The sequence below is a fragment of the Paenibacillus sp. FSL H7-0943 genome, from assembly GCF_037963265.1.
GTDB lineage: Bacteria > Bacillota > Bacilli > Paenibacillales > Paenibacillaceae > Paenibacillus_AQ > Paenibacillus_AQ odorifer.
On record NZ_CP150148.1, the window covers coordinates 1927350 to 1950122 of the forward strand.

A 22773-nucleotide genomic window follows, 5' to 3' on the forward strand; every position below is an offset into this window, starting at 1 on the left:
TTTGCTGACACGTGCGAAAATTAGCGATATGCAGCAAAAAGTACTGCATCAGGTAGGGCCGAAGGAGAACATGGAGGATCTGGCTAGTAAATATACGACCATAAGCTTTGATGAGGCTTTGGAGTTATGCCAAAAATATATTACGAAAATAACGACACATGCCTATAGGCGAGAAAGCGACCCTGCTCGAAAACGTGAAATGACGAAGGCTTACATAAATGAATTTGTAGATGCACAGAAACCTTCTGTCGAGGGATTTTATGACCTAGCAGAGTTGAAAAACGCACTCACCAATGAAATCACTCACTATGGTCCTATTACCAAGGCTATGGAGGACCCTGGTATAGATGAAATCAGAGCCAACGGACCTGATCAAATCTTTGTGGAAAGCGGCGGAAGAAGCCTGCAGTGGGATCAACATTTTACAGATCGTGATCATATGGAACGGATTATCGCCAAGCTTATAGGTATCTCCAAGGTTCGGCTGATTCCAAAGATACCCATGGTAAATGCCAGAACGATTGAGGGGTATCGTGTGAATGCCACTCATGCTGAGATCTCACCGTATGACCAACCAGCGTTTGTGATCCGAAAGTTCAGCAAGAAGAGTATTGTTCCGAAAATGCTTATTGAGAATAAATCCTTCTCCTCAAACATGTATAAATTATTGTCTTTGATCCCGAAATCAGACTTATCCTGGATTACAGTGGGACCGACAGGAAGCGGAAAGACAACGCTAAATGAAATTCTTGTGAAGGAGATCAATCCTCTATCAAGGATCATTACCATTGAAAATCCTTCGGAGATGAGATTGATTCAAAGAGAAGATAACAGCGAACACGGTAGAGTGCTGAATGATGTGTTGCAATACGAGTCGGTCCCTGATGATGATGACTCAAGCCCAGCGACTATGGAAAATTTGCTTATTAATGCGATGAGACAATCACCTCACTGGATTGGACCAGGGGAGCTTCGAACACCCGGTGAATTCGCCACAGCGCTCCGAGCAGCACAGACGGGACACTATTTCTTTTCCACACTTCATGCAGAGGGGGATAAGGAAGCGATCTTCAGATTTCTAACGGCCTATCTAATGGCCTCTAATGAGCCAGCGGAACTTGCTCTACGAAATATCTGCAGTGCTGTAAAATTTGTAATCTTTCAAGAGAAACTGGCAGATGGTACGCGTAAAGTGACTTCAATTTCAGAGATTTTGGGCTCAGATGGCTTGAATCCACTGATTAATCAAATCTATAGATTTGATTGTGATGATGTTATTGAAGAGATGATTGAAGGCAAGAAGATGATCAAAATTGTTGGCAGACATTTACGTGTAGGAAAGATCTCGGAGAATATACAGCAGCTAATGCTCAAGGCCGGAATTAAGAGAAGCAGGTTTGAGTTCTTTACCAAGGATCCGTTGGAGGGCGAAACAGAGGTGTACGAATTCGATGAATACAACTTTAATCATTAGTCTACTTCTTGGTACGGCTGCATTTGTACTATTTAACGCCATCTTTGAGGTCAAGTTTTTTCAGGGGTCTGTAAGATATGTTCTCGACGTTATGGATACCCTCGCAGAGTACCTTGGCAAGTATAACACAAAGCGTTATGTCGACCGGATCAAGAAGGAACGAATTGTCAGGCAGAAGGAAAATATTTATGCGAAATACAATCGAATGGTAGAGGGTCTAATTTTAGATTTTAATATGCCTTTTACACTGGAGAGCTTCACCTCAATGCTTTGCATTTGTTTTGCTATTATAGCTCTGCTAGTGGTTCTGCTTATGAATAGCATTACGCTTTCGCTTGTGATCACGATTTCAATCTTTGTAGGCTTGTTTACTTTTTTCGTGATGCAGTCTAGAGCCATCCAAGCAGAACGGCTGGAAAATATAATGGATGCCGAAGATGTAATTTGTCCGTTAGCCCGTGAAGGTGTACTAGTAGCCATTAAAAAGGTGATGGAGAGCGATGAATATATCAGTCCTAACCTTAGGCCCTATTTCCAGCAGTTTATAGATAATTGTGATAACAACGGCTATTCCTTTAAGCAAGCTATTACGCTGTTAAATAGACAGCTTGGTCCTAAATTTGATAATTTCACAAAAAAAGCAGTGGTTTTCGAATATAACGAAAGAAAAGGTATGGCAGACATTTTCCTCGATATTGTAGATGAAAATGCCGTGCTGCGCGAGATTAACTCTAAAAAGGAACGGATTTTTAGAAAGATGAATCGAGATTTTATGTTTAAAACCGGAATCATTGTGCTTTTTTTCTTGTACGCATAAACTGTAAAGGATTTTAGAGAATTTATGCTTGTAAGTAATGTTGGGAAATTGATCAACACAATATTGATTAGTGTCATTTGTTTAAGCTTTGCACGCAGCCAGGTACTCCAAGGGAACGTCGGCATGGGTGGTGAGCGCAAATGATATTCCTAGTTAAGCTGATAGCCATGCTCTCCATCCTTTATTTGATCAAGATATTGTTATACCCCTTCTTTAAACCTGTGAGCAGAAAACAGAAAAAACGTGCACGTCAATATATCAAGCAGCGTAAAAATGCGGCGTTAAAAGAGAAGTTCAACCAATATAAACGAAGAATTGCAATGAAATATGTTAAAGGGTTATTGGGAAGTGCTGAAAGGTTAAGATTCAAGAAAATCATTGACCGACTTGATCTACAAAAGACTCCAGAGGAAATACGGACCGAGCAATTCATGTACTCGCTAAGTGCTATTGTGATTATGTTGTTGCTATGGAAGGTGAACATCCTGCTTGGCTGTATCTCTGCCATCTTCATCATGCTGGGCTGGCTCTATCCGGTGGTCGAGTTGGAGAAGATTATCGATAAGAAGAACAAAAATATATCCCTGGATTTCCCAGCCTTTTATAGTATGGTCTATTACCAGTATATAAAGTCGGTCAACATACATTTCTCGGATGTGCTTAAGGATTACATTCCCAGTGCAAATCCTGATATAGCCGAGGAGCTTGGTGTGATGCTGGATAATATTGATTACGGAGAAGAATTCGCTTTTAAGCAGCTGAAGAAACGGATTCCAATGCATTATGTGATCAAGTTCTGCGACATTATGGAGACTAGGCTTAAAGGATACGATAATGTGTCTCAGATGGCATATCTCAAGAATGAATTAGATGGCTTCAGAATCAGGGCTTTGGAAGAAGAACTGGAGAGCAGGCAGCGCAGCAGTGCAAGAATCCAATTTCTACTGATTATAGTGTTGGCCATTTATATCGTTATGTACTATTTATTTACCATTCTGAGTTCGATGAAGATGTTTCAATAAGCCAATTTTATTTATAGGGGGATACACGAATGAAGACAGATCTAAAGGAATTGCTAGTGGAGGAAAAAGGGGAAGTAGGCATCAAGCAAATCGCGATTACGGTCGGCGTTATTATATTAATTGGTGTGGTAGTCACTTATTTAAAGGGCGGAGTACTGGCAGGATGGGTTGATGATATCTGGACATTTTTATTCGATGATTTGATCAAAAAGATGGTTAGCTAATTTGGGGTGAAAATACAATGCAAGGGATAGCAAAGGCAGTATTACTTACCATACTGACTTCGGTTACGATTCTGCTGTTTGTGAATTTGGCTTTCTTTTTCCCATGGTATTTAACGCTAGTCACAGAGACGTATAGTGTTTCGCAGATTGTAGCTGGTGATAACTACTTGAAGGAATCGTATTATGAGGATGCTATGGAGAGATTACAGGAGCGCCCTATTTACCGAGATAAAGCCGATGATATTGTCATTACGGTCACTAATGCAGATCATGATAATGCGATTGGTAATGATGATGAAACCTCATATTACGATGAAGGGAACGAATGGAATAAACCTTATCGGCAAAGAGGCGAACCACTTACGGTTGAGATTAAAGCTGTGTATCCTTTCTCTATCACTTTATGGGGAAAGAAGCTGGAACGTGAAATTCCGGTCCACTTCTCCATGTCAACGACAGGCCTGAAACATTATAAGGATCTGGACTACTATATAGATTGATAGGATGACTTTTGGTGAAAAATATTGCAGTAGGAGTATTGTTGATTATTCTAGTGTCAATTGTTGTGGAGCCTTTGGTGGAGATGAGCATTGTATTTAGAGAGAAGGTAGTGCTGAGCACTGCGATCTCAAATGCTTGCCGGGCAGCTAAGGATCGGAGTTTGGAGTATGAACTGCTACGTGGACTGGATGCGGTGATTAACGAGGAGAGGTTCAAAGAATACTTTTCAGATGCGTTCGAAAGCGCTCTAAATGTATCGGAACAGACCGATGATGGCAACGTGCTTACATTTACATCCAATGATGATAGATACAATGATTTTACGGTAAGTTTAGATTTTTCTAACATGGAGAATGCCCAAACCAGTCAAAGAGTATCAGAAGTTAATGTGAAAGCACAGGCAACATACAAATTTAAAACCAGATACTTAAAGCTCGCTGAAGAAGCAGACAAAGAAGTAGATTATCAGTTAATTAGCGAGAGGAAATATATTCTCTCCGTTAAGAATTGATGAAAGGAATAATCGGAATGGATTATATAATGGTTACTTTTCAAACGGATACAGCTCTAAGAATGGACCTAAAAGTTCCGGTGTTTGTGACTATAGAAGAACTGTTAGACATGTTAATGGAGTCCTTGAGCTTAAAGGAGAGAAGCGGGGCCAAGCTTCAGGCTGAGCCATTAGGCAGAATATTAAGTAATAGTAAAACCTTGGATCAAGAAGGTGTAGCCCAAGGCGCACTGCTCACACTTATCTGAGAAGGGGCAATGAAATGAATAGCAACCTGCAAAGTGGCGGATTAATCCTAAAGGCTGATGAATCTCTTTTTATTACGGATATTAAAAATTATTCAGGAACCTATTCTTTAGATAGAGCGAATGATCAAGCAGTGCCTATTCATTATGAGGGTTTGTTCTGGTTCATGAATGAGGCTGGAAATTTCCTTTATTACAGTGATCAGTTAAAGGGGAATGTGCTCTGTAAGCTTGATATTGTAAAGCGACATACAGAAGTATTGTTAGACAAACCTTGTTATCAGCTTCAGCGACATGGAGATTGGATATACTATATTCACGAGGAGGACCATCGATTGTATCGCTGTGCTACTAGTGGTAAACGTGATATGAAGCTGATTGATGAGCATGTGGAGAGTTTTCTCTTGTATGAAGGACAAATCTACTATGCTACACCAAATGGGATTAAGAGGAGCATAGAATCCGGTGAGGCTAGTGAAAGGATTAGTGAAATGGTTACAAGTTTACTGATCCGAATAGGAAGTAAACTGTGTTTTTCAGATGCCGGGAATGGACACCGCTTGACGCTGCTTGATGTGGAGCGTGATACGGTAACTGTGGTAGACAATATAGAGGCCCTTAGTATGAGCTCGGATGACAAATATATTTATTGTGCTAACCGATTAAATGACAACAGTATATATCGAGTGGATCCATTGCATGGAGGGAGTATTCGAATATCTGGGGAAAGCGCGGACTATTTACATGTTCTGGACAATGATCTTTATTTTTGCAGTGGTCGTGAATGGCATCGAATCTCTCTATTTGGTGGAGAGGCGGAGACAATAACCTTTATAGGAAGGTAGATCTAATGAGCTATGAATTCAGTCGTCAGCCCCGTTTCCTACCGGATATGCCCCGGGGAGAAATTGATGTTCCTAATCCACCTATGATTAACGAGAAACCAGAAATCTCTTGGTTCGGAATATTGCTTCCACCTATCGTAATGTTGATTATTACCGTATTAATCGCAATGACTTCACAGTCTATCTATTTACTGATCTCAGTTGCGACTACAGTAATGACACTGATTGGGTCATTGACAGGAGCAACTTCTCAGATTCGGAAATATAAGCTAAAGAAGAAGGAACGGGAAGAAAAATATCTTCAATTTATAACCGATGTCCGCAGCGAATTGTCGATAGCTCGCGAACAACAGGTAAAAGCCATGAATGAAATGAGCCCGGAACCTGCGGAATGTGTGCAACGAATCCTGCGCAGGGATAACAAGCTATGGGAAAAAACGCCTTCACATAATGATTTTCTGGCTCTGCGGATCGGGGTGGGAAGTGTACCGCTGGAACTGCACATCAAATACACCAAACAGGCGATCATCCTTGAAACGGACCCGCTGTTGATGGAGCCGCAGAGATTGGCCATGGAATTCGAGAAGGTCTCGAATGTTCCCATAACGGTTAATCTGGTGACTTCCGAAATATGCGGGATTGCCGGTGAAAGCGATAAAACAGCTGTGCTAATAAAGCTGATGCTGCTACAGCTTGTGACTCATCATGGTTATGACGATGTCAGGGTTATTGTTCTTGCCGCAGAGGATGAATTGGAGAAATGGGATTGGCTGAAATTTGTACCCCACCTATGGGATGACGGGTTTAATATCAGATTTCTTTTATGTGGTAAAGCTATTGCCCATCAGACCTTGTCCGAGATTTATGGCTCTTTGAAGGAACGGGAGATGAGGTCTTTGAGCGGTGGTGTATTGCCCCATTATCTCTTTATTGTAGAGGACGCTTCCTTGCTTGAGAATGAGCTAATCAGTAAATATTTGTACAACGGCAGTGTAAAGCTTGGAGTATCAACCCTTTTTATCGCCAAGAATTCCGCTTATCTGCCCATGAACTGTAAAACGGTTATTCATTTAAACGGAAAAAGTGGTGAAATGGCCAATCGATTAACCGGAGAGAAGATCGTGTTTACTCCAGACCAGGCAGACATAAATGATTTAGATCTAGTCGCGAGAAAGCTCGCACCGCTTCGTATTAAAAATTCAAGTGCTAGTTTCTCGCTTCCATCCTCCATCACGCTGATGGAAATGCTACAGAACGAAAAGGTGTCTGAAGTAAATGTAATTCTGAACTGGACCCGCAACAAAACCTATATGGGCATGAGCGTACCTATAGGGGTGAGAGCTGGCGGAGAAGCTTTATTTTTAGATATGCATGAGACGGGGTTTGGGCCCCATGGTCTTGTAGCCGGAACAACAGGTTCTGGCAAAAGTGAGTTACTGCAAAGTATCATCGTATCCCAAGCCATTCATTACCATCCCCATGATATTGCTTTTGTTCTCATCGATTACAAAGGGGGAGGCATGGCAGATGTATTTAAAGGAATGCCTCATCTGGTCGGTACCATTACGAATTTGGATGGAAATCAAACGACGAGAGCACTATTGTCTATCAAAAGTGAGCTCATGCGGCGGCAACGTGTCTTCTCGGAATATGGCGTGAACAATATTGATAAATACCAGAAATTATTTTATAGCAAAGATGTAAAAGGTGACATGCCAGCTATTCCCCATCTGATTATGATTGCGGATGAGTTCGCGGAGCTTAAGCAGGATCAACCGGATTTCATGAAAGAGCTTGTAAGTACGGCCCGGGTAGGTCGAAGCCTTGGCGTCCATTTGATCCTTGCCACCCAGAAGCCTGCCGGCGTAGTGGATGACCAGATATGGAGTAACTCGAAATTTAAAATATGTCTTAAAGTGCAGGATGAGGCTGACAGTAGGGATGTTATTAAACGTCCTGATGCGGCCATGATTAAGGAACCGGGACGGGCGTATATACAGGTCGGAAATGATGAGATCTTTGAGTTGTTCCAATCTGCGTATTCTGGTGCTGATTATGATCCGAAAGGCGAACTACAGAAACAGGAGAACAAGCCCAAACGAATCTATAAGGTAGCTCTGAATGGTAGAAGCGAGCAGATCTTTCCGCTTGAAGAAGAGAAAATCTCCAAAAATGAGTCCGCTTCCCAGCTCCATGCCATGGTTGAATACATTACAGAAACCGCCAAGCAATATGGGATTTCTCCAATGAAAGGGCCTTGGCTACCGCCACTGCCTGATGTAGTCTACCTCGATTTATTGCTGCCGAATAGCTTAGCAGAAGGTAGATGGCCGCAGCAGCAGAAACTGCTCAGTGTGCCAGTGGGGCTCATGGATGATCCAAGAGGACAGAGACAGGAAGCGCTGGAGATAGATTTTGCATCTGAGGGGAATCTGTTTGTCTATGGAACGCCGGGTACAGGTAAAACTGTGTTCCTCAAAACGTTATGTTTATCGCTGGCTCTGATGTATCCGCCGGATGACGTCAATATCTATATTATGGATTTTGGCGGAAGCTCACTTAAAGCTATGGAGAAGCTTCCTCATGTCGGTGGGGTAATGACACTGGAGCAAGAAGATAAAATTGACCAATTTATGCGCTTTATGTTCAGGGTTATGGAGGATCGAAGAACGCTGTTTCAAAATAATGGAAGTGAAGGGTTCAATGATTACCGTAGAAGTGGACGAAAACTGCCCGCATTTATAGTCATAGTCGACAACTACTTTGCTTTATCGGAGACCTACGAAGATTTTGACGCTCAAATGGTGCTGCTGGCTCGTGAAGGTTTTAAATACGGTATTTATATGGTCGCTACAGCAACCAATAGTGCTTTGGTCAGATATAAATTTTCGGTTAACTTCAAAATGGCGATCAGCTTCCAGATGACTGAGAAGAGTGAATATGATGGTATTGTAGGACGAACGGAAGGCTTGGAACCCGCAAAGGTTGCAGGCAGAGGATTGGTAAGAGGCAAGCCGCCTTTGGAATTTCAGACTTCGCTTCCTGAATATCAACATACCGCTACCGAGCTCATCTTGAAGAGAATGGAGGCTTTGAATCTAAGTGGAGCCTCACCAATTCCGGTGATGCCTTCTACGATTGATCTGCGGCAGCTCAATAATAATACAGAGCAACTGGCCATAGGCTTGGGCAACAATGATTTACAGCCTGTGTTTATAGACCTTGTTGCAACACCAGTGCTGATGATAGCTGGAGAGGCTATGTCAGGAAAGAGCACTTTACTTGTATCGTGGATGAAGCTGATGAGCGAAAAGCAGGATATAGAGGTATATGCGCTGGATTCATCTGCTATGGGCATTTATGAACTGATACAACAGTCTTACGTAACGGATTTATCGAACGTGGATGATTTGGACAATTTCATTGATGGGATCAAAGAACAATTGGAAACTAGACGCAGTGAAATTCTCTCATGCAGAATGTCCGGTGGTGACGTTGGCGCTCTGATGAAACAGTGGAAGCAGATCATCTTCGTTATTGATCGTCTAAGTGAATTTACGAGCGGAGACAAGTACATGCTGCATGAGCTGATTGAACGAATTGTGAAGCAAGAACGCGGTATGAAGGTAGCTGTTCTAGCGGCAGATAACACAAGTGATCTTACCTCTAATTGGGATTCCTTGGGCAAGACTATCCGAGAAGAACAGACCGGGATTTTGCTAGGAAGAATGAAAGAACAAAATCTTTACAATGTTTCTTTACCTTACGGAACCCAGGAGAAAGAAGGGGAGCAAGGTGATGGCTATCTCATTGTAAAGAATAAATATACCGGATTAAGATGTGCCGTATGGAGTAAGGAGAATCGAGTTAATGCGGGAGTAGGAGTTTAGGATGGAGGTGTAGCTAGTGTCAGTTAGTCCATCAGAAATCAGGGGAAACGCTTCACAGATCCATAGTCTAACTAATGAAGTAAACAGTACTTCAAAAAAACTGCAAAGCGATTATACACAATCGGCCAGCTATTGGACCGGTACGGCTTCTAAGGCATTTCAAAGTGAATACAACGAGCTGGATAGCGAAATGAAGACCCTGCTCACAATGCTGGGTAGGCTCGAAAGTGGGGTCCAAAGAGTGGCTTCAGAAGTGATCCGTGCTGAACAGGAAAGAGAAGAAAAGCGAAGACTAGCAGAGAAGGCGGCGCAAGAGGCACTGAAACAAAAGCAATTAGAAAAACAAAAGCAAAGCCAGAAGTAATGACAGGGTTGTTGAGATATAAATGCTTTGAAAGGAGGTGAATAATGTGGCGGGAAACAATCTTACATTTAATCCGGATCAGGCACTAGGTGTAGCTAAGTCTATTAAAACCAAAGCAAATAATGCAGATACTCTTATCAAACAATTGCAATCTGAAATTCATGCCGTTAGCGGTTGGTGGCAAGGAGAATCACAAACAGCTTTTATACAACAATTCGATGGACTTATGCCTAGTTTTAAGGAAATGGTTCTCTGTGTAGAGAATATCAGTAAGAACCTAACGCAAATTGCTAACATCAAGCAACAAGCCGAGCAAGAAATGGCAAGTAAACTGCGTGGAAAATAATGCTGGCATACATAACAAGGCAGATTTTGAGCCATCTGCCTTGTTAGTATGATTTTAATGTGAATTTATTTGGGGGGATCTGTAAGTGAAGCTGACCGAACAACAATACATAACACTGGCATCAGTTGTAGAAGCAGCAGACGGTCTCGAACTGACGGATAGTCTGGCTTTTGCTGGAGCAGCAGCCTATGCCTATAGAGATGAGCATGATGATAGATTAATTATCTTTACATATAAAGGAAAAGATTGGCTTGCGGATCTGCAGTCTCTGTTAAGCGGTCAGAGCAGCATGCCGGAGGAAGCATCAAGATTTTTATTAAAAAACAAAGGGGAGAAGGATTGCCAGGTTACTGGTTATTCCATGGGCGGTGCCTTAGCTCTTTATGCAGCAACGGTTAATGAGGGGATTGGTGGTGTGGTATTCGACGCACCAGGTATAGCAAACATTCTGACTGTGGAGCAAAAGGGAAAGCTTCAGGTTAAAAATATTGTGGCTTATAACAGTCTTGTATCCGCGTTAGGCAAACACAACGAAGAGATTGTATTTGCTAAATCGGGTATAGAAGAAACGGAATTTCTAATTCCTGATTCGCTTTGGCAGCGCTATACCTTTGACGCTGAGGGGAATGTGATTATAGGTGAAAAAGGGAATGCCTATGCTTTGCTATCCAAGATTAATATCCTAACGGAAGAGCATACGCCTGTTTTTGATGCTGTTATGAGTGGATTTGGGGATACCGTCGGACTAACAGAATCTGCATCGGACCATTTGGGTTACGTGATATTTACCTTAATAGATCAGTTGGATGTAGGAAAAGTGCGAGGTGCACTGATTGAAATTGCCCACAAATATGAACGAATGTTGGATGCGAAGTTCAGCGAGTGGAGAACCGAAATGAATAATATTCCGGAATCCTTCTTATTCGATGACATCCGTGCGAAATTTGAACAACTATCTGAAGCAGCCATGCTAGAGGCAGCGGGAATAGCAGAAGAGCTTAATGAAATCACGCAAGCTGTCTTATCCATCCTACTGATTTGCAGTCCGGTAGGGGATAAGCTGATGGACCATGTAGAGGAATGGTTGAATAAACTGACAAATGCCCTCATGGAACGTATGGAGAAACTAACGAACCAAATGACATTACATCTAGATAAGGTGGTTGAAACAACCATGAATCAAATGCTCAAATTTCCAGAATTGAAGCTGGATTTTGAATTCTGATTACTAACTGGAATCGCCATCAAAAAGGAGTGAAGCCAGCATGAAAAAGATTTATACAAGGAAGGTGTTGACTCTGATGTTGATATTATCAATGTTCAGCTTTATGGGATGTGGCTCTAGAGAGGAGAAAAGTGAAAAGAAAATTTTGAGCTCCTTGCAGGAAAAGTATGGCGAGGAATTCATCCTTGATGGCATAGGCGGCGGTTGGGGAACGATGAACAACAATACATTGAAGGCGACTGTGCATCCTAAGAAGGATGACACGATTAATGTACGGGTGGAAATCACGAAGGATTTGGAAAAGGTGTATGACAACTATTTAAACCAGGTGGTAGCAAAAAAAGATGAACCAATGATTCAAGCAATCGCTGCTAGCATTTGGCCTGACAGTAAAATTATCGTTGCCAACGAAACGGGGTTGGTTTACCCCAAGCATAACGATACAAAGCTTTCCTACGAGCAATTTCTGAAGTTATATCCAACGAATACGCTGGTGATTTCAGTCTATTTAAATAGTGATAACTATGTTGATGGTAATGGAGATATGGACCAAGAGGCAGAAATGAGAAAATATATGGATTTTGCAAAAATACTAGCAGAAAATAAATATGTGAGTAGTCTGATAGGGATAGGATACCTCACTCCAGAGGCCTATGGTCGATTAGAAGAGGTCAAAAAGGCAGAGGAAAGTGTTGACATATATTTTAGTGACGAAACTAAAAAAACAGGAATTATTAATATAGTTACAATGGCTGGATTCAAATTAGGAGTTGATGGAAAGATTGTAGAATCTCAAGACAAGATTAGAGAATTCTTTGATATATGGAAAGAGGACAGAATAAAAAGAATGGAACAAAGAGGGGGATTGTAATGGACGATACGCTTACAGAGGTAGAGTTAAAGCAGATCTCGCAACTTGTTTATTTAGATATACTCAACATTAAGGATTTGGAAAAAACTTATGCATTATATAAAAAAATCACTCTCGGCGAAGTTCTCAACTTCTACGCTTCTCCCGCAGGTCAGCAACAATTAAAAGAACGCTTTCCTGACGATCTTAACGGAGTCAAAGAATACAAGCAGTGGAATGATCTCATAGAGCAGATGAATATATCTGATTATCAGAATTGGGAAATCTCCAATATCGTCTCTCATAATAAAAAAGAGGAATCAGGTTTTGTTGCATTTACAGTAGATACCAAGAACGGGGCAAAGGTAGCGGCGTTCCGGGGTAGTGAACCAATGGATAACCCGCTTTACCATAATGACTGGAAAAACAACGGAACAACTGCATATGCCCTTGAATCTTTACAACAGGCGGAAGCTAAAGAATATATGAATAATTTCAAAATAGATGCGGGTTATGAATTGTTTCTGACTGGGCACTCGCTAGGAGGTAATCTAGCCCTATATTCCTCTTTTATATTACCTGAGAATTTACGGAACCAACTAACTTCCGCATCAACGTTTAATGCACCGGGATTTAATGGAACCTTGCTTGATAAACACAGGGCCACTATAGACGAATTGAATGAGAATGACAAAATTAAAGAGTTCAGAAATAAAAATGACATCGTTCCGGCCCTATTTCAAAATCCATCGGCAGGTATTTACATTGATACTGAATCTGAAAGGAATACCGTCCTGCCACATCATTCCTTATTCTCACTGAAGATCGACGGGAACAATGAGTCCTTTCAACGTTCAGAGTCACAGACTCGGGCTTTGGTTCCTAACCTAGTGCATAATATTACAGTTGGTCTGGAAATTGTGCCGGGCCCCCTAAAGGAAGCATTGGTCGAAGGGATTTTCAAAGTATTGGATGGGGAAGTAGATCTGCGGCCATTAGCGTTTGCGGGAGTAGCCGTAGTTGGACTTTTAATGGTGACAGTTGGGCCCGTTGCAGTTGTTACTGCGGCGCTTACTGCAGCGTTAGCTGCGCTCGTTGTCACTATAAAAGCTCTGGTTGCGCTTTATGTGATTGGTTTTGTAATTGACAGTGTGATTCCCTGGATTGAGCAAAGGGTGGAGGATATCAAGGAGAGAGTAGTTTCCTTTTATAATCAAAGTGTTGAATTTGTAACGAATATGGTGACAGAAGCTGTCCGAGTGACTAATTTGATCGGTGATAAAATTGCGGAGTTTTCACAAAAGGTAAAGCACGCAGTTTCTGATTTTATGACGAAAATGAAAGAGGGCTTCAATCGTTTTGTAGAGAATGCCATTCAATATGTTGAAGCTCAGAAGGATTATTGGATTAGTGTAAAAGACAAAGCGATGAAGAAAATGGGGGATATATTCCAAAGTGTAAAATCTAAAATTAAGAAAACAAAGGAAGAATTTATCGCTGGCGCACGCACGATTAAAGATTCAGCGATCAGCAATGTTAAATCGACCGTAACGAAAACCATTACGAAGATTGCAGTTGCATCTGCTAGTGTCATTCAAGGAGCTAAGATCTTGGCGAATATGGATAAACTGGAGAGTCTGCAGAAAAGTCTGGTGCGTAAGGAAGAGAGCATTGCTGAAGTCGTCGAGAGGATATTATCTATAGCTTCTGGAGTAAGTTCTAACGTGGGCAGGGCTTACAGTGAATCTTATGTTCAAGCTCAATTAAGAGAAGTTCAACGTTTAAGCAATGAAGTCCGGACGCAGAAAAATCGTGTAACAACAGCGATAAACGGAAAAACTGCAGGTTTAAGATACACTGTTACAAAATATCGAGAGATTGAATCTAAAATTGTTGCTGCTGCCCGTGCAAGTACTACCACAATACACCTGAACTAATTATATCAGGAAATAGAAAGATAAATTTGAGAGGAGCAATTATATGAAAAAAATAATTAGTTCGCTGCTTTTATTACTAATGGTATCCCTGATGACTTCTGCATTTTCAGGTTTTGCAGCAAGTCTTCCATTGAGAGTAGTAGTAAATGGAGAAAAAGTTATTTTTCCAGACGCCCAGCCTTTTATCGATGCGCAGCAAAGGGTACAGCTACCCGTGCGTTTTATAAGTGAAGCGCTTGGAGCTAAGGTGTTATGGGACAGTAAGGCTAAAAAGGCAACAATCTCGCTTGAAGGCAAAACAATGGGTGTCTATATCGGGAAAAAGAGTTATGAGCTCAATGGAAAAACAAAACAAATGGACACGGCTGCATTGTTCAAACAGTCAAGAACTTTTGTCCCACTTCGATTTGTATATGAAGGACTCGGTGTAAACGTGAAATGGGATGATGCTGTGAAGACGGTCTACATCACTACTCCTTCAGGTGAAATAGCTACCTCTGATAAGCCTGCTACGGGAGAATCAACGAATGGAGCCAAGACCGTAACGATTCATGGGTTTGAAATCCCGTATACCCATCTGGGGGCCAATCTAGAGTCGACTTATATTACCGATTCACAGCTGACAGTATACAACAATGATGATCGGAAAGCAGGTCAGTATCTTTTTCAAATTACAATTACATTTACTAATATAGGCTCTGACCCTGCACTGGAGGCGAAGGAAGCGGAGAATATTCTTAGACAAAACATTGAGGGCGATGTCGTAGATTCGATTATGAAGTATGTTAGAACAAAAACAAAAAGAATGGATGAGCTAGATTATAAAGTCTTCCAAAGCAAAGATTATAAAATTGATGTAGACTCTCCTGGTATGGGGGATATAGGAATCGCAGTATGGCCGAAGTAGGAGAGGTGAAGGTATGAAAAAATCGATATGGCTTAGTATAGTGACAATATTCTTATTCCAATCTATAGCTTCTTCAGTTTTCTCTGAAGAGTCAGTGAATGATACTTCTAACAATCTTCCAAAAACAGCGACAGCTGTTATCGAGAAGATCAATAAAGATATGGCGGAGCTCTATAAAAAATCTAATTATTACACAATGGAGACTAATAAAGGAAAGTTAAGAGAGGATTTGTTACAAAACCAGATAAAATCTAACAATAGTAATTTTGAGATTGTCTATGGTGGAAATCATGAATGGCTTGAGCATAGCAATATGTTTGCTTTTTCCGGGTATTCGATTGATGGGGACTCGGTCTCAACTGAGGGAGCTCCATGGTATGCTGGATGGAGCGGGATTCAAATTCAGAATTTTAATATGATTAAGGAACCTTGGAAGGACTCTGGCGTAAAATCAAGCTACAAAATTAGAAAAAATGATTTTGATGCATTTGTAGGTAGGGATATTGAGTATCTAGTGAATTCCGGCGGGACTTTTGAGCAGGCTATTCTTACTGGACTAAACCTGAGCTATGCCGGTAAGAAATATGAACGGTTCATCTATAACAATCAAGACAAGGAGTATAAAGACAGGGTTGTATACACTCAGAATACTACACCGTCTAAGGGAGGGCGATGGATAGATTATGTTCACGTCCTGCAACCGCCTACCTATCTGTCTTGGGGATCAGGGAGGATTTACATCCAAGGTTCCAACGGAAATATTACTTACTTAGGCATTCCTATCGCACCGTTTATTTTGCAGGTAAATGATTTATCCCCTCATTTCGAAACTTTGCCAACCGGCGCGGTAGCTGGACAAGAGGTAACCGTTGGAATCAGACTCAGATCCAGCTTCGCCACCCAGAAAACAACAGATTACGCTTGGAAGATCACGAGTAACGGAAAGGAAATCCCTGTAAGATACCATGGTCATGCGTCAACGTTAGCAGGTGAAATTATGCTTGCGGCTAATACGGCTGACAATATTCTTTTCGCGACATTTACAATGCCTGATGAGGACGTATACATCCAGTTTAATCTGAACAGGCTGAAGTCACCTAATGAAGTCTTTTACGGAAATAATGAGATTTACGGATGGATTAAGAAGGTCAACTCGATGCCAACAACTAAAGGCTCCTTCGATCTGGATTATAATGTGTTATCGAAAAAAGTGAAATTCGGGTTAGCCGATGGCGCTGCTATAAAGGCTGTTCTACAACCGCAATATTCTGATTTTACTTGGAGTGGGAATGCTACAGGCGCTTTGGAAGTAATCAATAATTCGGATACTATCTATCGTTATTTCCGTGTGGAGAATAATCCGCTGGTTAACGATGCCGCCAGTACTATAGTTAGACAACCTGACATCATAGCTAGTCTACAGCGCCCTGATTTTGGTGATGATCCTGTTAACGGTAAGTGGTACATTAATCCGGCTCCGTATACACCTAATCAAAAGTCAGGTAATATCAGTTTCCAGGGTACTGTGAGCAGAAATTTCACTCGTAATTATCAGGTGTGCAGCACAACAAAGAACGGGGAAGGTAAAGATGTTGAATCTTGTCAAACATATACGGAGAGCGGCAGCACTTCAGCTCCGTTTACACCAGGTGAGGATGTCAAAACCATTCGGACTTATATTTATAATGGGGCCAAACAAATAGCACCTAAGCTGTACAAGAATTCAATAGACAAGAATAAAGCGGATTCTTTGATTCGAAAGCTCTTCTGGACAAGTGAGCCTTACAATTATAATGTAATCCGCTGGATGGCTCATGAAGATGAAAATAAGAACTTACAGGATTGGACGAAAGTAAAGGGGCAATTCGAGCGAATCTTCACACAACAGGCAAGCGGAGATATCGGCTGGAAGGTAGAGAATAGCATGGCTCAAGCTTATAAGAAAGCCAGAGCTACCGCTAAAAAAATGCTTAACGACAAATCTAATTATGATACCGCCGTGTTTGCTACGGATAAGCAACTTCAAGGGTATGATTATCCGATTAAATCCGGATATTATTTTAATCCTGTTGGAACGTATACCTTTACACTGGAGACAGTTACGTTTAAAGATACGGATAAAGACACGAAGGACCATAAGGATCTTGTTGAGGAACTTACGAATTCTTTCCGATATGAAACTGATCTTATGTATATCAATAATGATAAAGTTGCGGTCAATCTGCGGAATGAACCACTGAGCAAAAACGGGAATAACTTTGCAAGAAAGCCAGCGGCTTTATCCGTAGAGGATAACACCGGAGTGAATGATGCGAAGTTGCTGACGGTGGAGAACAGCTTTACTAAAGATGTGGAAGAGATCCCATATTCACAAGAAAGAGAAAGTGATAAAGGCACCCATGAATTCTGGAAGAATATATTAGAGGGTTACTCACAGTCTAGTACACTGGGAAGCTTCAACAATTTCAAATACCGTGAATATGTGGGCTTGAATCAGAATATGTACAAGATCACGGAAAAGTCTACGGTGACGATTACGATTAATAAGGACCATATTCCTGTCTATACTACAGCTGAAATGCCAGATGGGAAGTACTATGTTAAGGCTTGGCTGGCAGATGTGGAGCTCTCCAAGAGTACCAACGCGTACAAATCACTGGGCAAGCTTGTCGGCATTAAGCCGCTGGATCAAATTGAGGTTACGGTAAAAGGCTCTATGTTTGATGACTTAAATAATTAAACATCAATAGTCTCCCTTCATGCAAAAAAGCATGAAGGGAGTTTTATTATTGTGATAGCGCTTCATCCAACGTATAATAAGGGCTGTTGATTGTTTTATTTTATATTAATTTTTATTTTCAAACTGGATGGCGGATTATTGCTTAATGGAGAAGGGAGATAGTTGCTATGAAGTTATTGGGAGCGATTGAAGCAGGCGGAACGAAGTTTGTATGCGGAATTGGTTATGAGGACGGTACCATTCTGGACCGAGTTAGCTTTCCGACAACAACACCGGAAGAAACGATGGGACTCGTAATTGACTATTTTAATGGGAAGAATGTAGAAGCTTTTGGTATTGGATCGTTTGGACCGATTGATCCCGTGCTGGACAGCCCTACTTATGGTTACATAACAACGACACCAAAACCTCACTGGGGACAATATAATTTGGTAGGTACAATGGCTGAGCAATTTAACGTGCCGATCGGTTTTGATACGGATGTGAATGGTGCAGCGCTTGCGGAAAGTAAATGGGGAGCGGCTAAAGGTCTGGACAGCTGCCTTTATATTACGGTTGGGACAGGCATTGGAGCGGGAGCAGTAGTTGGAGGTCAGATGGTGCATGGATTGTCTCATCCTGAGATGGGGCATATTCTAGTTCGCAGACATCCAGAGGACACGTTTGAGGGCTACTGCCCTTATCATGGCGATTGCCTTGAAGGGTTAGCAGCAGGTCCGGGGATTGGCAAACGCTGGGGACAACCAGCAGGCGAGCTGCCTGTTGACCATCCAGCTTGGGATATGGAAGCTCATTATCTTGCACATGCACTTATGAATTACGTGTTGATTCTGTCTCCCGAAAAAATCGTAATGGGCGGTGGTGTCATGAAGCAAAGCCACTTGTTCCCGCTAATTCGTACCAAGCTGCAGGAGCTGCTGAAGGGTTATGTTCAGCATCCAGCGCTAAATACCGACATCGATAATTATGTTGTGCCACCGCAGCTTGGAGATAACGCAGGACTTGCAGGTGCGATTGGACTGGCAACTTTAGCTTTGGCAAGAAACTAGTATAAAAAGATATTGACTGTTAGGAAATATATGGTATTGTAGGATCTAACAGTATAGCATTTAATGAGGGAGCACCTCTTTCACGTTTATCGTGAGAGTGGTGCTTTTTTGCGTTTTCCGAGTCTGACAGTGTGGGATTCACATCAGCGAATAAGTAGCTCAGACCGGTAGGTATAGTGCTTGCTGAAGACTAGAAAGGCAGGGATGAATATGCAAATTGTATTTATGAATCGCTTATCCAGAATATCTGGGGTGGATCAAGAGGTGTTCGCTCAGCTATGGATTGGAGAGGAAGAAGGAGTGTGGAGCCTGGGCTGGCGTGATTTTTCAGGCGGTGAGGAAACCCAGGAGCATTTGTGGTACGCGGGTGGTTCATGGAATGAAATGCTTTGTGTTTACAGGCATGAGCTGGCGGTGAAGATGGGGGATGGCTATCGGCCGTTGATTGATGGCGTATTTCATGAAGAAGACGGCCTTACCGGGCGTAATCAGGAGCAGCTAAGGCTGCAATATTACAGTGAATATAATGGGAGCGAAGCTATTTATGAGGAGTTATGTGCTTGGCGCCGCAGCCGAGCTTCTAGTGAACGGAAAGCCCCTTACATTCTTGCCAGCAATCGTTTGTTACGTTTGATAAGCACTTTCTTGCCACATACACCAGAGGAGCTGCTGCAGATCCCTGGTGTAGGGGAAGGAAAGGCAGCCCAATATGGCACGGATTGGTTGGCTATAACCTCTACGGCTGCAAGGGAACATTCCTTTCCTTTGAATTGGGTACACCAAGAAATTGAGGAGGATTCTTTTGTATCCTGGCTCTATAAACAGAAAGAGGTCAAATATAAGAAACAGCTAGAAAGACTGCGATTACGGCGAATTCTGCTGCAAGGGATCGAGAATGGGTTAGGGTTAGAACAGCTTAAGGTGAACAGTGGAGTGAACCGTCGCGAACTGATTGAAGCGGTAGAGGAGCTGGAAAGAGAAGGTTATTGCGTGGAGAAACTGATCGAGGTAGAACTGAAAAATGTGCCGCAGAATGAGCAGGAGGCGATATGGAATGCCTATGCAGAGGTTGGAGATCTTTTTCTAAAGCCAGTGCTGCATAAGGTGTATGGGGAGGATTTTTCAGCAGCAGAAGGGCTGGATAGCTATTATGAACATCTGCGGCTGATCCGCATTCGTTTCCGGCGGGAGCAAGCTCCTAAAGTGGGCATGGCGACCAGTTTCTAGTAGCTTTTTATCATATCAAAAAGACGAAGGCTTCCTTACACCATAGGGTTAAAGGGCCTTCGTCTTGCCTATTCGTCCGTTTATTTTCATAGCCATTCTTTCTTGCGGAATACATACAGCATCCCACAGCCTAACGTCAACATTAGACCTATAACGGCAAAATAACCGTATTTCGTATGCAATTCCGGCATATGATCAAAGTTCATCCCATAGATTCCGGTAATTACGGTCAAAGGCATGAATATCGTTGTAATCGCGGTAAATACTCTCATAATTTCATTGGCGCGGTTGGCGATACTGGATTGGTAGGCCTCACGTAAGTTGCCCATGAGATCGCGGTACGTCTCAAAGGTTTCGGATATTTTAACTGCATTTTCATAAATGTCGCTAAAGTATTTCTGCAGCTGATCATCAATCAGACGGAGGTCTTTTTTATTCAGGGTATTGATAACCTCTTTCTGTGGTCCCAGCATCTTCTTTAACCATAAGATCTCACTTCGCAGACCGATAATCTCACTCAGATGAGATTTCTTGGTATGCATTAGGATATCCTCTTCAAGCTTCTCAATCCGGGCTTCAATTCGGTCACCTACGGAGAAATAATTATCTACGACAAGGTCGATAAGCAGGTAAAGGAATTGGTCGGGTTCGCTAACCTCTTGTTCCCATAACATGGGCTTCAGGACGCGTAGCTCGTGAATCTTTTGTTTCGTTACAGTAATAATATAATGTCTGCCCAAGAATATATTGAGCGCCCGCAGGAAGATTTCCTCATCATCAAAGCGGATGCTGTTTACAACAATAAAGTAATGACTTTCGTATATTTCGATCTTTGGACGTTGATCCTCTTCACTAAGGCAATCCTCAACAGCGAGATCATGCAGGTTGAACAGGGGCTGAAGCAGCTCCAAATCCTCCACATCTGCATCAATCCAATAGAACCCTTCTGTTGGGGGTGTCAATGTTTCATCAATTTCATCAATAGGTGTAAAAACCCCTGCATTCACCAGCCGGATTTTCATCTGATTCCACTCCTTCTATCCCCGGGTCTTCACCAGGGACTGCTAATTAAGCACAGAGAAAAAATCAGCTTGGCCGGCGTTACAATCAATACAAGAGGCCGAATGACGATTCGAGGGCATGAAGAAGAACTGCTCCCGCCGCCGGCAAGCTGATGATTATCCTGTGTGGTTGCTCATTCTGTACACTTAATTGCGAGCTCGGGTCGCCTTCCATTCTTCTTCTCACCTCTTCTTTTCGTTCAGGTATGAAATACTTGTCTAGTATAACAACGGAGTATGCCTCTTTCAAGCAAATTTATTGTTACTTTGAGGCTACTTCAGCATTGTATGGACTTGACGAAAAGGAGGTTCATGATTTAAAGTAAATTTTAAAGAAATTTAATTGAATACAGCTAAATCTTATCAAGAGCAGGTGGAGGGACTAGCCCTATGAAACCCGGCAACCGGCGTGTGAACGCACGGTGCTAATTCTTGCGGAACTTTGCTGACGACTAAACCTCGTCCAAAAGTTTCTGGCAGATGAGAGAGGCGCATATGACTGTAGATATGACCTTTCTCGTTTTCCGAGAAAGGTCTTTTTATTGTTCAGAAAGCCGCGATGTGACATCATAACCTAAATACAGTTAAGGAGTGGAAAGACAATGCCAATTAAAATTCCCGACAGTTTACCAGCAAAAGAAATACTATCCGGTGAAAATATTTTTGTGATGGATGATAGTTTGGCTTTCCATCAGGATATCCGTCCACTAAGGATTGCTATTCTGAATCTCATGCCGACTAAAGAAACGACGGAGACTCAATTGCTGCGTTTAATAGGAAATTCACCGCTACAGGTTGACGTTACCTTGCTGCATCCACGCTCACATACTTCTAAGAATACTTCTGCTGAGCATTTGAGAAGCTTTTACAAAACTTTTGACGAGATCAGCCACCGCCGTTTGGATGGTCTTATTGTTACAGGAGCACCCGTAGAGCAAATGGAGTTTGAGGAAGTATCCTATTGGGAAGAGCTAAAAGAGATTTTTGAATGGAGCAAGGATAATGTGACCTCGACCATGCATATCTGTTGGGCGGCACAGGCAGGGTTGTATCATCATTTTGGTGTTCGTAAAGTGGCTTTGCCTGAAAAATGTTTTGGAGTATTCTCCCATACGATTAATCAAAATAACATTAAATTGCTGCGCGGCTTTGACGAGGTATTCCATGTACCGCATTCCCGTCATACCGATGTCTCCCGCGAAGATATTGAGAGCAATCCAGATCTGCAGATTCTGGCGGAATCCGAAGAAGCTGGTATGTATCTAGTAGCTACGACCGACGGCAAACAAATATTTGTGACCGGACATTCCGAATACGATCCATTATCCTTGAAATGGGAATATGATCGTGATTTGGAGAGGGGCATGGAGATGGCCTTGCCGAAACACTATTTCCCTAAAGATGATCCAGAACAAACACCTCCTGCAGTGTGGCGTGCACATGCCAACTTATTATTCTCTAATTGGCTCAATTACTATGTATATCAAGAGACACCTTACGATATCGACCCGATTGTTTATTAAGATCAGCGCTACATT

20 protein-coding genes and 1 riboswitch are annotated in these 22773 nt (G+C 42.1%); of the genes, 19 read left to right on the plus strand and 1 reads right to left on the minus strand.

What is annotated here, in order from left to right:
- The first annotated feature begins 1 nt into the window (after nucleotide 1).
- The 18 genes from NSQ55_RS08310 (at nucleotide 2) to NSQ55_RS08395 (ending at nucleotide 20174) form a co-directional block, all read left to right on the plus strand.
- Nucleotides 2-1474: an ATPase, T2SS/T4P/T4SS family gene (locus NSQ55_RS08310; protein WP_339172564.1), complete on the plus strand. Its 1473-nt coding sequence runs from the start codon at nucleotides 2-4 to the stop codon at nucleotides 1472-1474.
- On the plus strand, nucleotides 1452-2291 hold the full coding sequence (locus tag NSQ55_RS08315) for a hypothetical protein (protein WP_339172567.1): 840 nt from the start codon (nucleotides 1452-1454) through the stop codon (nucleotides 2289-2291). The genes NSQ55_RS08310 and NSQ55_RS08315 overlap by 23 nt, the downstream gene beginning before the upstream one ends.
- Before the next feature lie 140 nt (nucleotides 2292-2431).
- Complete coding sequence (locus NSQ55_RS08320; protein ID WP_076281080.1) at nucleotides 2432-3313, plus strand: hypothetical protein; 882 nt, start codon at nucleotides 2432-2434, stop codon at nucleotides 3311-3313.
- A 29-nt stretch (nucleotides 3314-3342) separates the two neighbouring features.
- A complete protein-coding gene (locus NSQ55_RS08325; protein ID WP_076281079.1) occupies nucleotides 3343-3537 on the plus strand; it encodes a hypothetical protein in 195 nt (64 codons plus the stop codon).
- A 17-nt stretch (nucleotides 3538-3554) separates the two neighbouring features.
- Complete coding sequence (locus tag NSQ55_RS08330) at nucleotides 3555-4037, plus strand: hypothetical protein (RefSeq protein ID WP_076103998.1); 483 nt, start codon at nucleotides 3555-3557, stop codon at nucleotides 4035-4037.
- A gap of 14 nt (nucleotides 4038-4051) precedes the next feature.
- Nucleotides 4052-4549 carry a hypothetical protein gene (locus NSQ55_RS08335; RefSeq protein WP_339172570.1) on the plus strand — a complete coding sequence of 166 codons (498 nt, stop codon included), beginning with the start codon at nucleotides 4052-4054 and terminating at the stop codon, nucleotides 4547-4549.
- Nucleotides 4550-4566: 17 nt separating this feature from the next.
- Nucleotides 4567-4797, plus strand: coding sequence for an EsaB/YukD family protein (locus NSQ55_RS08340; protein WP_175623546.1), 231 nt, complete (start codon nucleotides 4567-4569; stop codon nucleotides 4795-4797).
- Nucleotides 4798-4811: 14 nt separating this feature from the next.
- Nucleotides 4812-5639: a DUF5050 domain-containing protein gene (locus NSQ55_RS08345; RefSeq protein WP_339172573.1), complete on the plus strand. Its 828-nt coding sequence runs from the start codon at nucleotides 4812-4814 to the stop codon at nucleotides 5637-5639.
- 5 nt (nucleotides 5640-5644) lie between these two features.
- Nucleotides 5645-9529 carry a type VII secretion protein EssC gene (essC, locus tag NSQ55_RS08350; protein ID WP_339172575.1) on the plus strand — a complete coding sequence of 1295 codons (3885 nt, stop codon included), beginning with the start codon at nucleotides 5645-5647 and terminating at the stop codon, nucleotides 9527-9529.
- Nucleotides 9530-9545: 16 nt separating this feature from the next.
- Nucleotides 9546-9893 carry a WXG100 family type VII secretion target gene (locus tag NSQ55_RS08355; protein WP_076281074.1) on the plus strand — a complete coding sequence of 116 codons (348 nt, stop codon included), beginning with the start codon at nucleotides 9546-9548 and terminating at the stop codon, nucleotides 9891-9893.
- Nucleotides 9894-9939: 46 nt separating this feature from the next.
- Nucleotides 9940-10239, plus strand: coding sequence for a WXG100 family type VII secretion target (locus NSQ55_RS08360; protein ID WP_036684485.1), 300 nt, complete (start codon nucleotides 9940-9942; stop codon nucleotides 10237-10239).
- An 85-nt stretch (nucleotides 10240-10324) separates the two neighbouring features.
- The gene (locus tag NSQ55_RS08365) at nucleotides 10325-11464 is read left to right on the plus strand and encodes an Mbeg1-like protein (protein ID WP_280752668.1); all 1140 of its coding nucleotides are present in this window, start codon (nucleotides 10325-10327) and stop codon (nucleotides 11462-11464) included.
- A 40-nt stretch (nucleotides 11465-11504) separates the two neighbouring features.
- Nucleotides 11505-12335: a hypothetical protein gene (locus NSQ55_RS08370; protein WP_076281072.1), complete on the plus strand. Its 831-nt coding sequence runs from the start codon at nucleotides 11505-11507 to the stop codon at nucleotides 12333-12335.
- Nucleotides 12335-14251: an Mbeg1-like protein gene (locus NSQ55_RS08375; protein WP_339172581.1), complete on the plus strand. Its 1917-nt coding sequence runs from the start codon at nucleotides 12335-12337 to the stop codon at nucleotides 14249-14251. Before NSQ55_RS08370 ends, NSQ55_RS08375 begins: the two co-directional genes overlap by 1 nt.
- Nucleotides 14252-14294: 43 nt before the next feature.
- Entirely contained in the window at nucleotides 14295-15158 is an 864-nt protein-coding gene (locus tag NSQ55_RS08380) for a copper amine oxidase N-terminal domain-containing protein (RefSeq protein WP_339172584.1), read from the plus strand.
- A gap of 13 nt (nucleotides 15159-15171) precedes the next feature.
- Nucleotides 15172-17898, plus strand: a complete 2727-nt coding sequence (locus tag NSQ55_RS08385; protein WP_339172587.1) for a hypothetical protein — start codon at nucleotides 15172-15174, stop codon at nucleotides 17896-17898.
- Between the two features lie 167 nt (nucleotides 17899-18065).
- Nucleotides 18066-18947, plus strand: coding sequence for an ROK family protein (locus NSQ55_RS08390; protein ID WP_051491338.1), 882 nt, complete (start codon nucleotides 18066-18068; stop codon nucleotides 18945-18947).
- A gap of 210 nt (nucleotides 18948-19157) precedes the next feature.
- The gene (locus NSQ55_RS08395) at nucleotides 19158-20174 is read left to right on the plus strand and encodes an HRDC domain-containing protein (RefSeq protein WP_339172591.1); all 1017 of its coding nucleotides are present in this window, start codon (nucleotides 19158-19160) and stop codon (nucleotides 20172-20174) included.
- 86 nt (nucleotides 20175-20260) lie between these two features.
- On the opposite strand, the gene corA is transcribed toward NSQ55_RS08395, so the two are convergent.
- Nucleotides 20261-21196: a magnesium/cobalt transporter CorA gene (gene corA, locus NSQ55_RS08400; protein WP_036684479.1), complete on the minus strand. Its 936-nt coding sequence runs from the start codon at nucleotides 21194-21196 to the stop codon at nucleotides 20261-20263.
- Between the two features lie 396 nt (nucleotides 21197-21592).
- Nucleotides 21593-21722: riboswitch (SAM riboswitch) on the plus strand.
- Nucleotides 21723-21837: 115 nt separating this feature from the next.
- On the opposite strand from corA, the gene metA reads away from it, so the two are divergent.
- On the plus strand, nucleotides 21838-22758 hold the full coding sequence (metA, locus tag NSQ55_RS08405; RefSeq protein ID WP_076281068.1) for a homoserine O-succinyltransferase: 921 nt from the start codon (nucleotides 21838-21840) through the stop codon (nucleotides 22756-22758).
- Nucleotides 22759-22773 lie beyond the last annotated feature (15 nt).

Coding starts and splice junctions, on each gene's coding strand:
- NSQ55_RS08315 (WP_339172567.1), top strand. CDS start 1,452: ATGAATACAACTTTAATCATTAGTCTACTTCTTGGTACGGCTGCATTT.
- NSQ55_RS08320 (WP_076281080.1), top strand. CDS start 2,432: ATGATATTCCTAGTTAAGCTGATAGCCATGCTCTCCATCCTTTATTTG.
- NSQ55_RS08325 (WP_076281079.1), top strand. CDS start 3,343: ATGAAGACAGATCTAAAGGAATTGCTAGTGGAGGAAAAAGGGGAAGTA.
- NSQ55_RS08330 (WP_076103998.1), top strand. CDS start 3,555: ATGCAAGGGATAGCAAAGGCAGTATTACTTACCATACTGACTTCGGTT.
- NSQ55_RS08340 (WP_175623546.1), top strand. CDS start 4,567: ATGGATTATATAATGGTTACTTTTCAAACGGATACAGCTCTAAGAATG.
- NSQ55_RS08345 (WP_339172573.1), top strand. CDS start 4,812: ATGAATAGCAACCTGCAAAGTGGCGGATTAATCCTAAAGGCTGATGAA.
- essC (WP_339172575.1), top strand. CDS start 5,645: ATGAGCTATGAATTCAGTCGTCAGCCCCGTTTCCTACCGGATATGCCC.
- NSQ55_RS08370 (WP_076281072.1), top strand. CDS start 11,505: ATGAAAAAGATTTATACAAGGAAGGTGTTGACTCTGATGTTGATATTA.
- NSQ55_RS08375 (WP_339172581.1), top strand. CDS start 12,335: ATGGACGATACGCTTACAGAGGTAGAGTTAAAGCAGATCTCGCAACTT.
- NSQ55_RS08380 (WP_339172584.1), top strand. CDS start 14,295: ATGAAAAAAATAATTAGTTCGCTGCTTTTATTACTAATGGTATCCCTG.
- NSQ55_RS08385 (WP_339172587.1), top strand. CDS start 15,172: ATGAAAAAATCGATATGGCTTAGTATAGTGACAATATTCTTATTCCAA.
- NSQ55_RS08390 (WP_051491338.1), top strand. CDS start 18,066: ATGAAGTTATTGGGAGCGATTGAAGCAGGCGGAACGAAGTTTGTATGC.
- NSQ55_RS08395 (WP_339172591.1), top strand. CDS start 19,158: ATGCAAATTGTATTTATGAATCGCTTATCCAGAATATCTGGGGTGGAT.
- corA (WP_036684479.1), bottom strand. CDS start 21,196: ATGAAAATCCGGCTGGTGAATGCAGGGGTTTTTACACCTATTGATGAA.
- metA (WP_076281068.1), top strand. CDS start 21,838: ATGCCAATTAAAATTCCCGACAGTTTACCAGCAAAAGAAATACTATCC.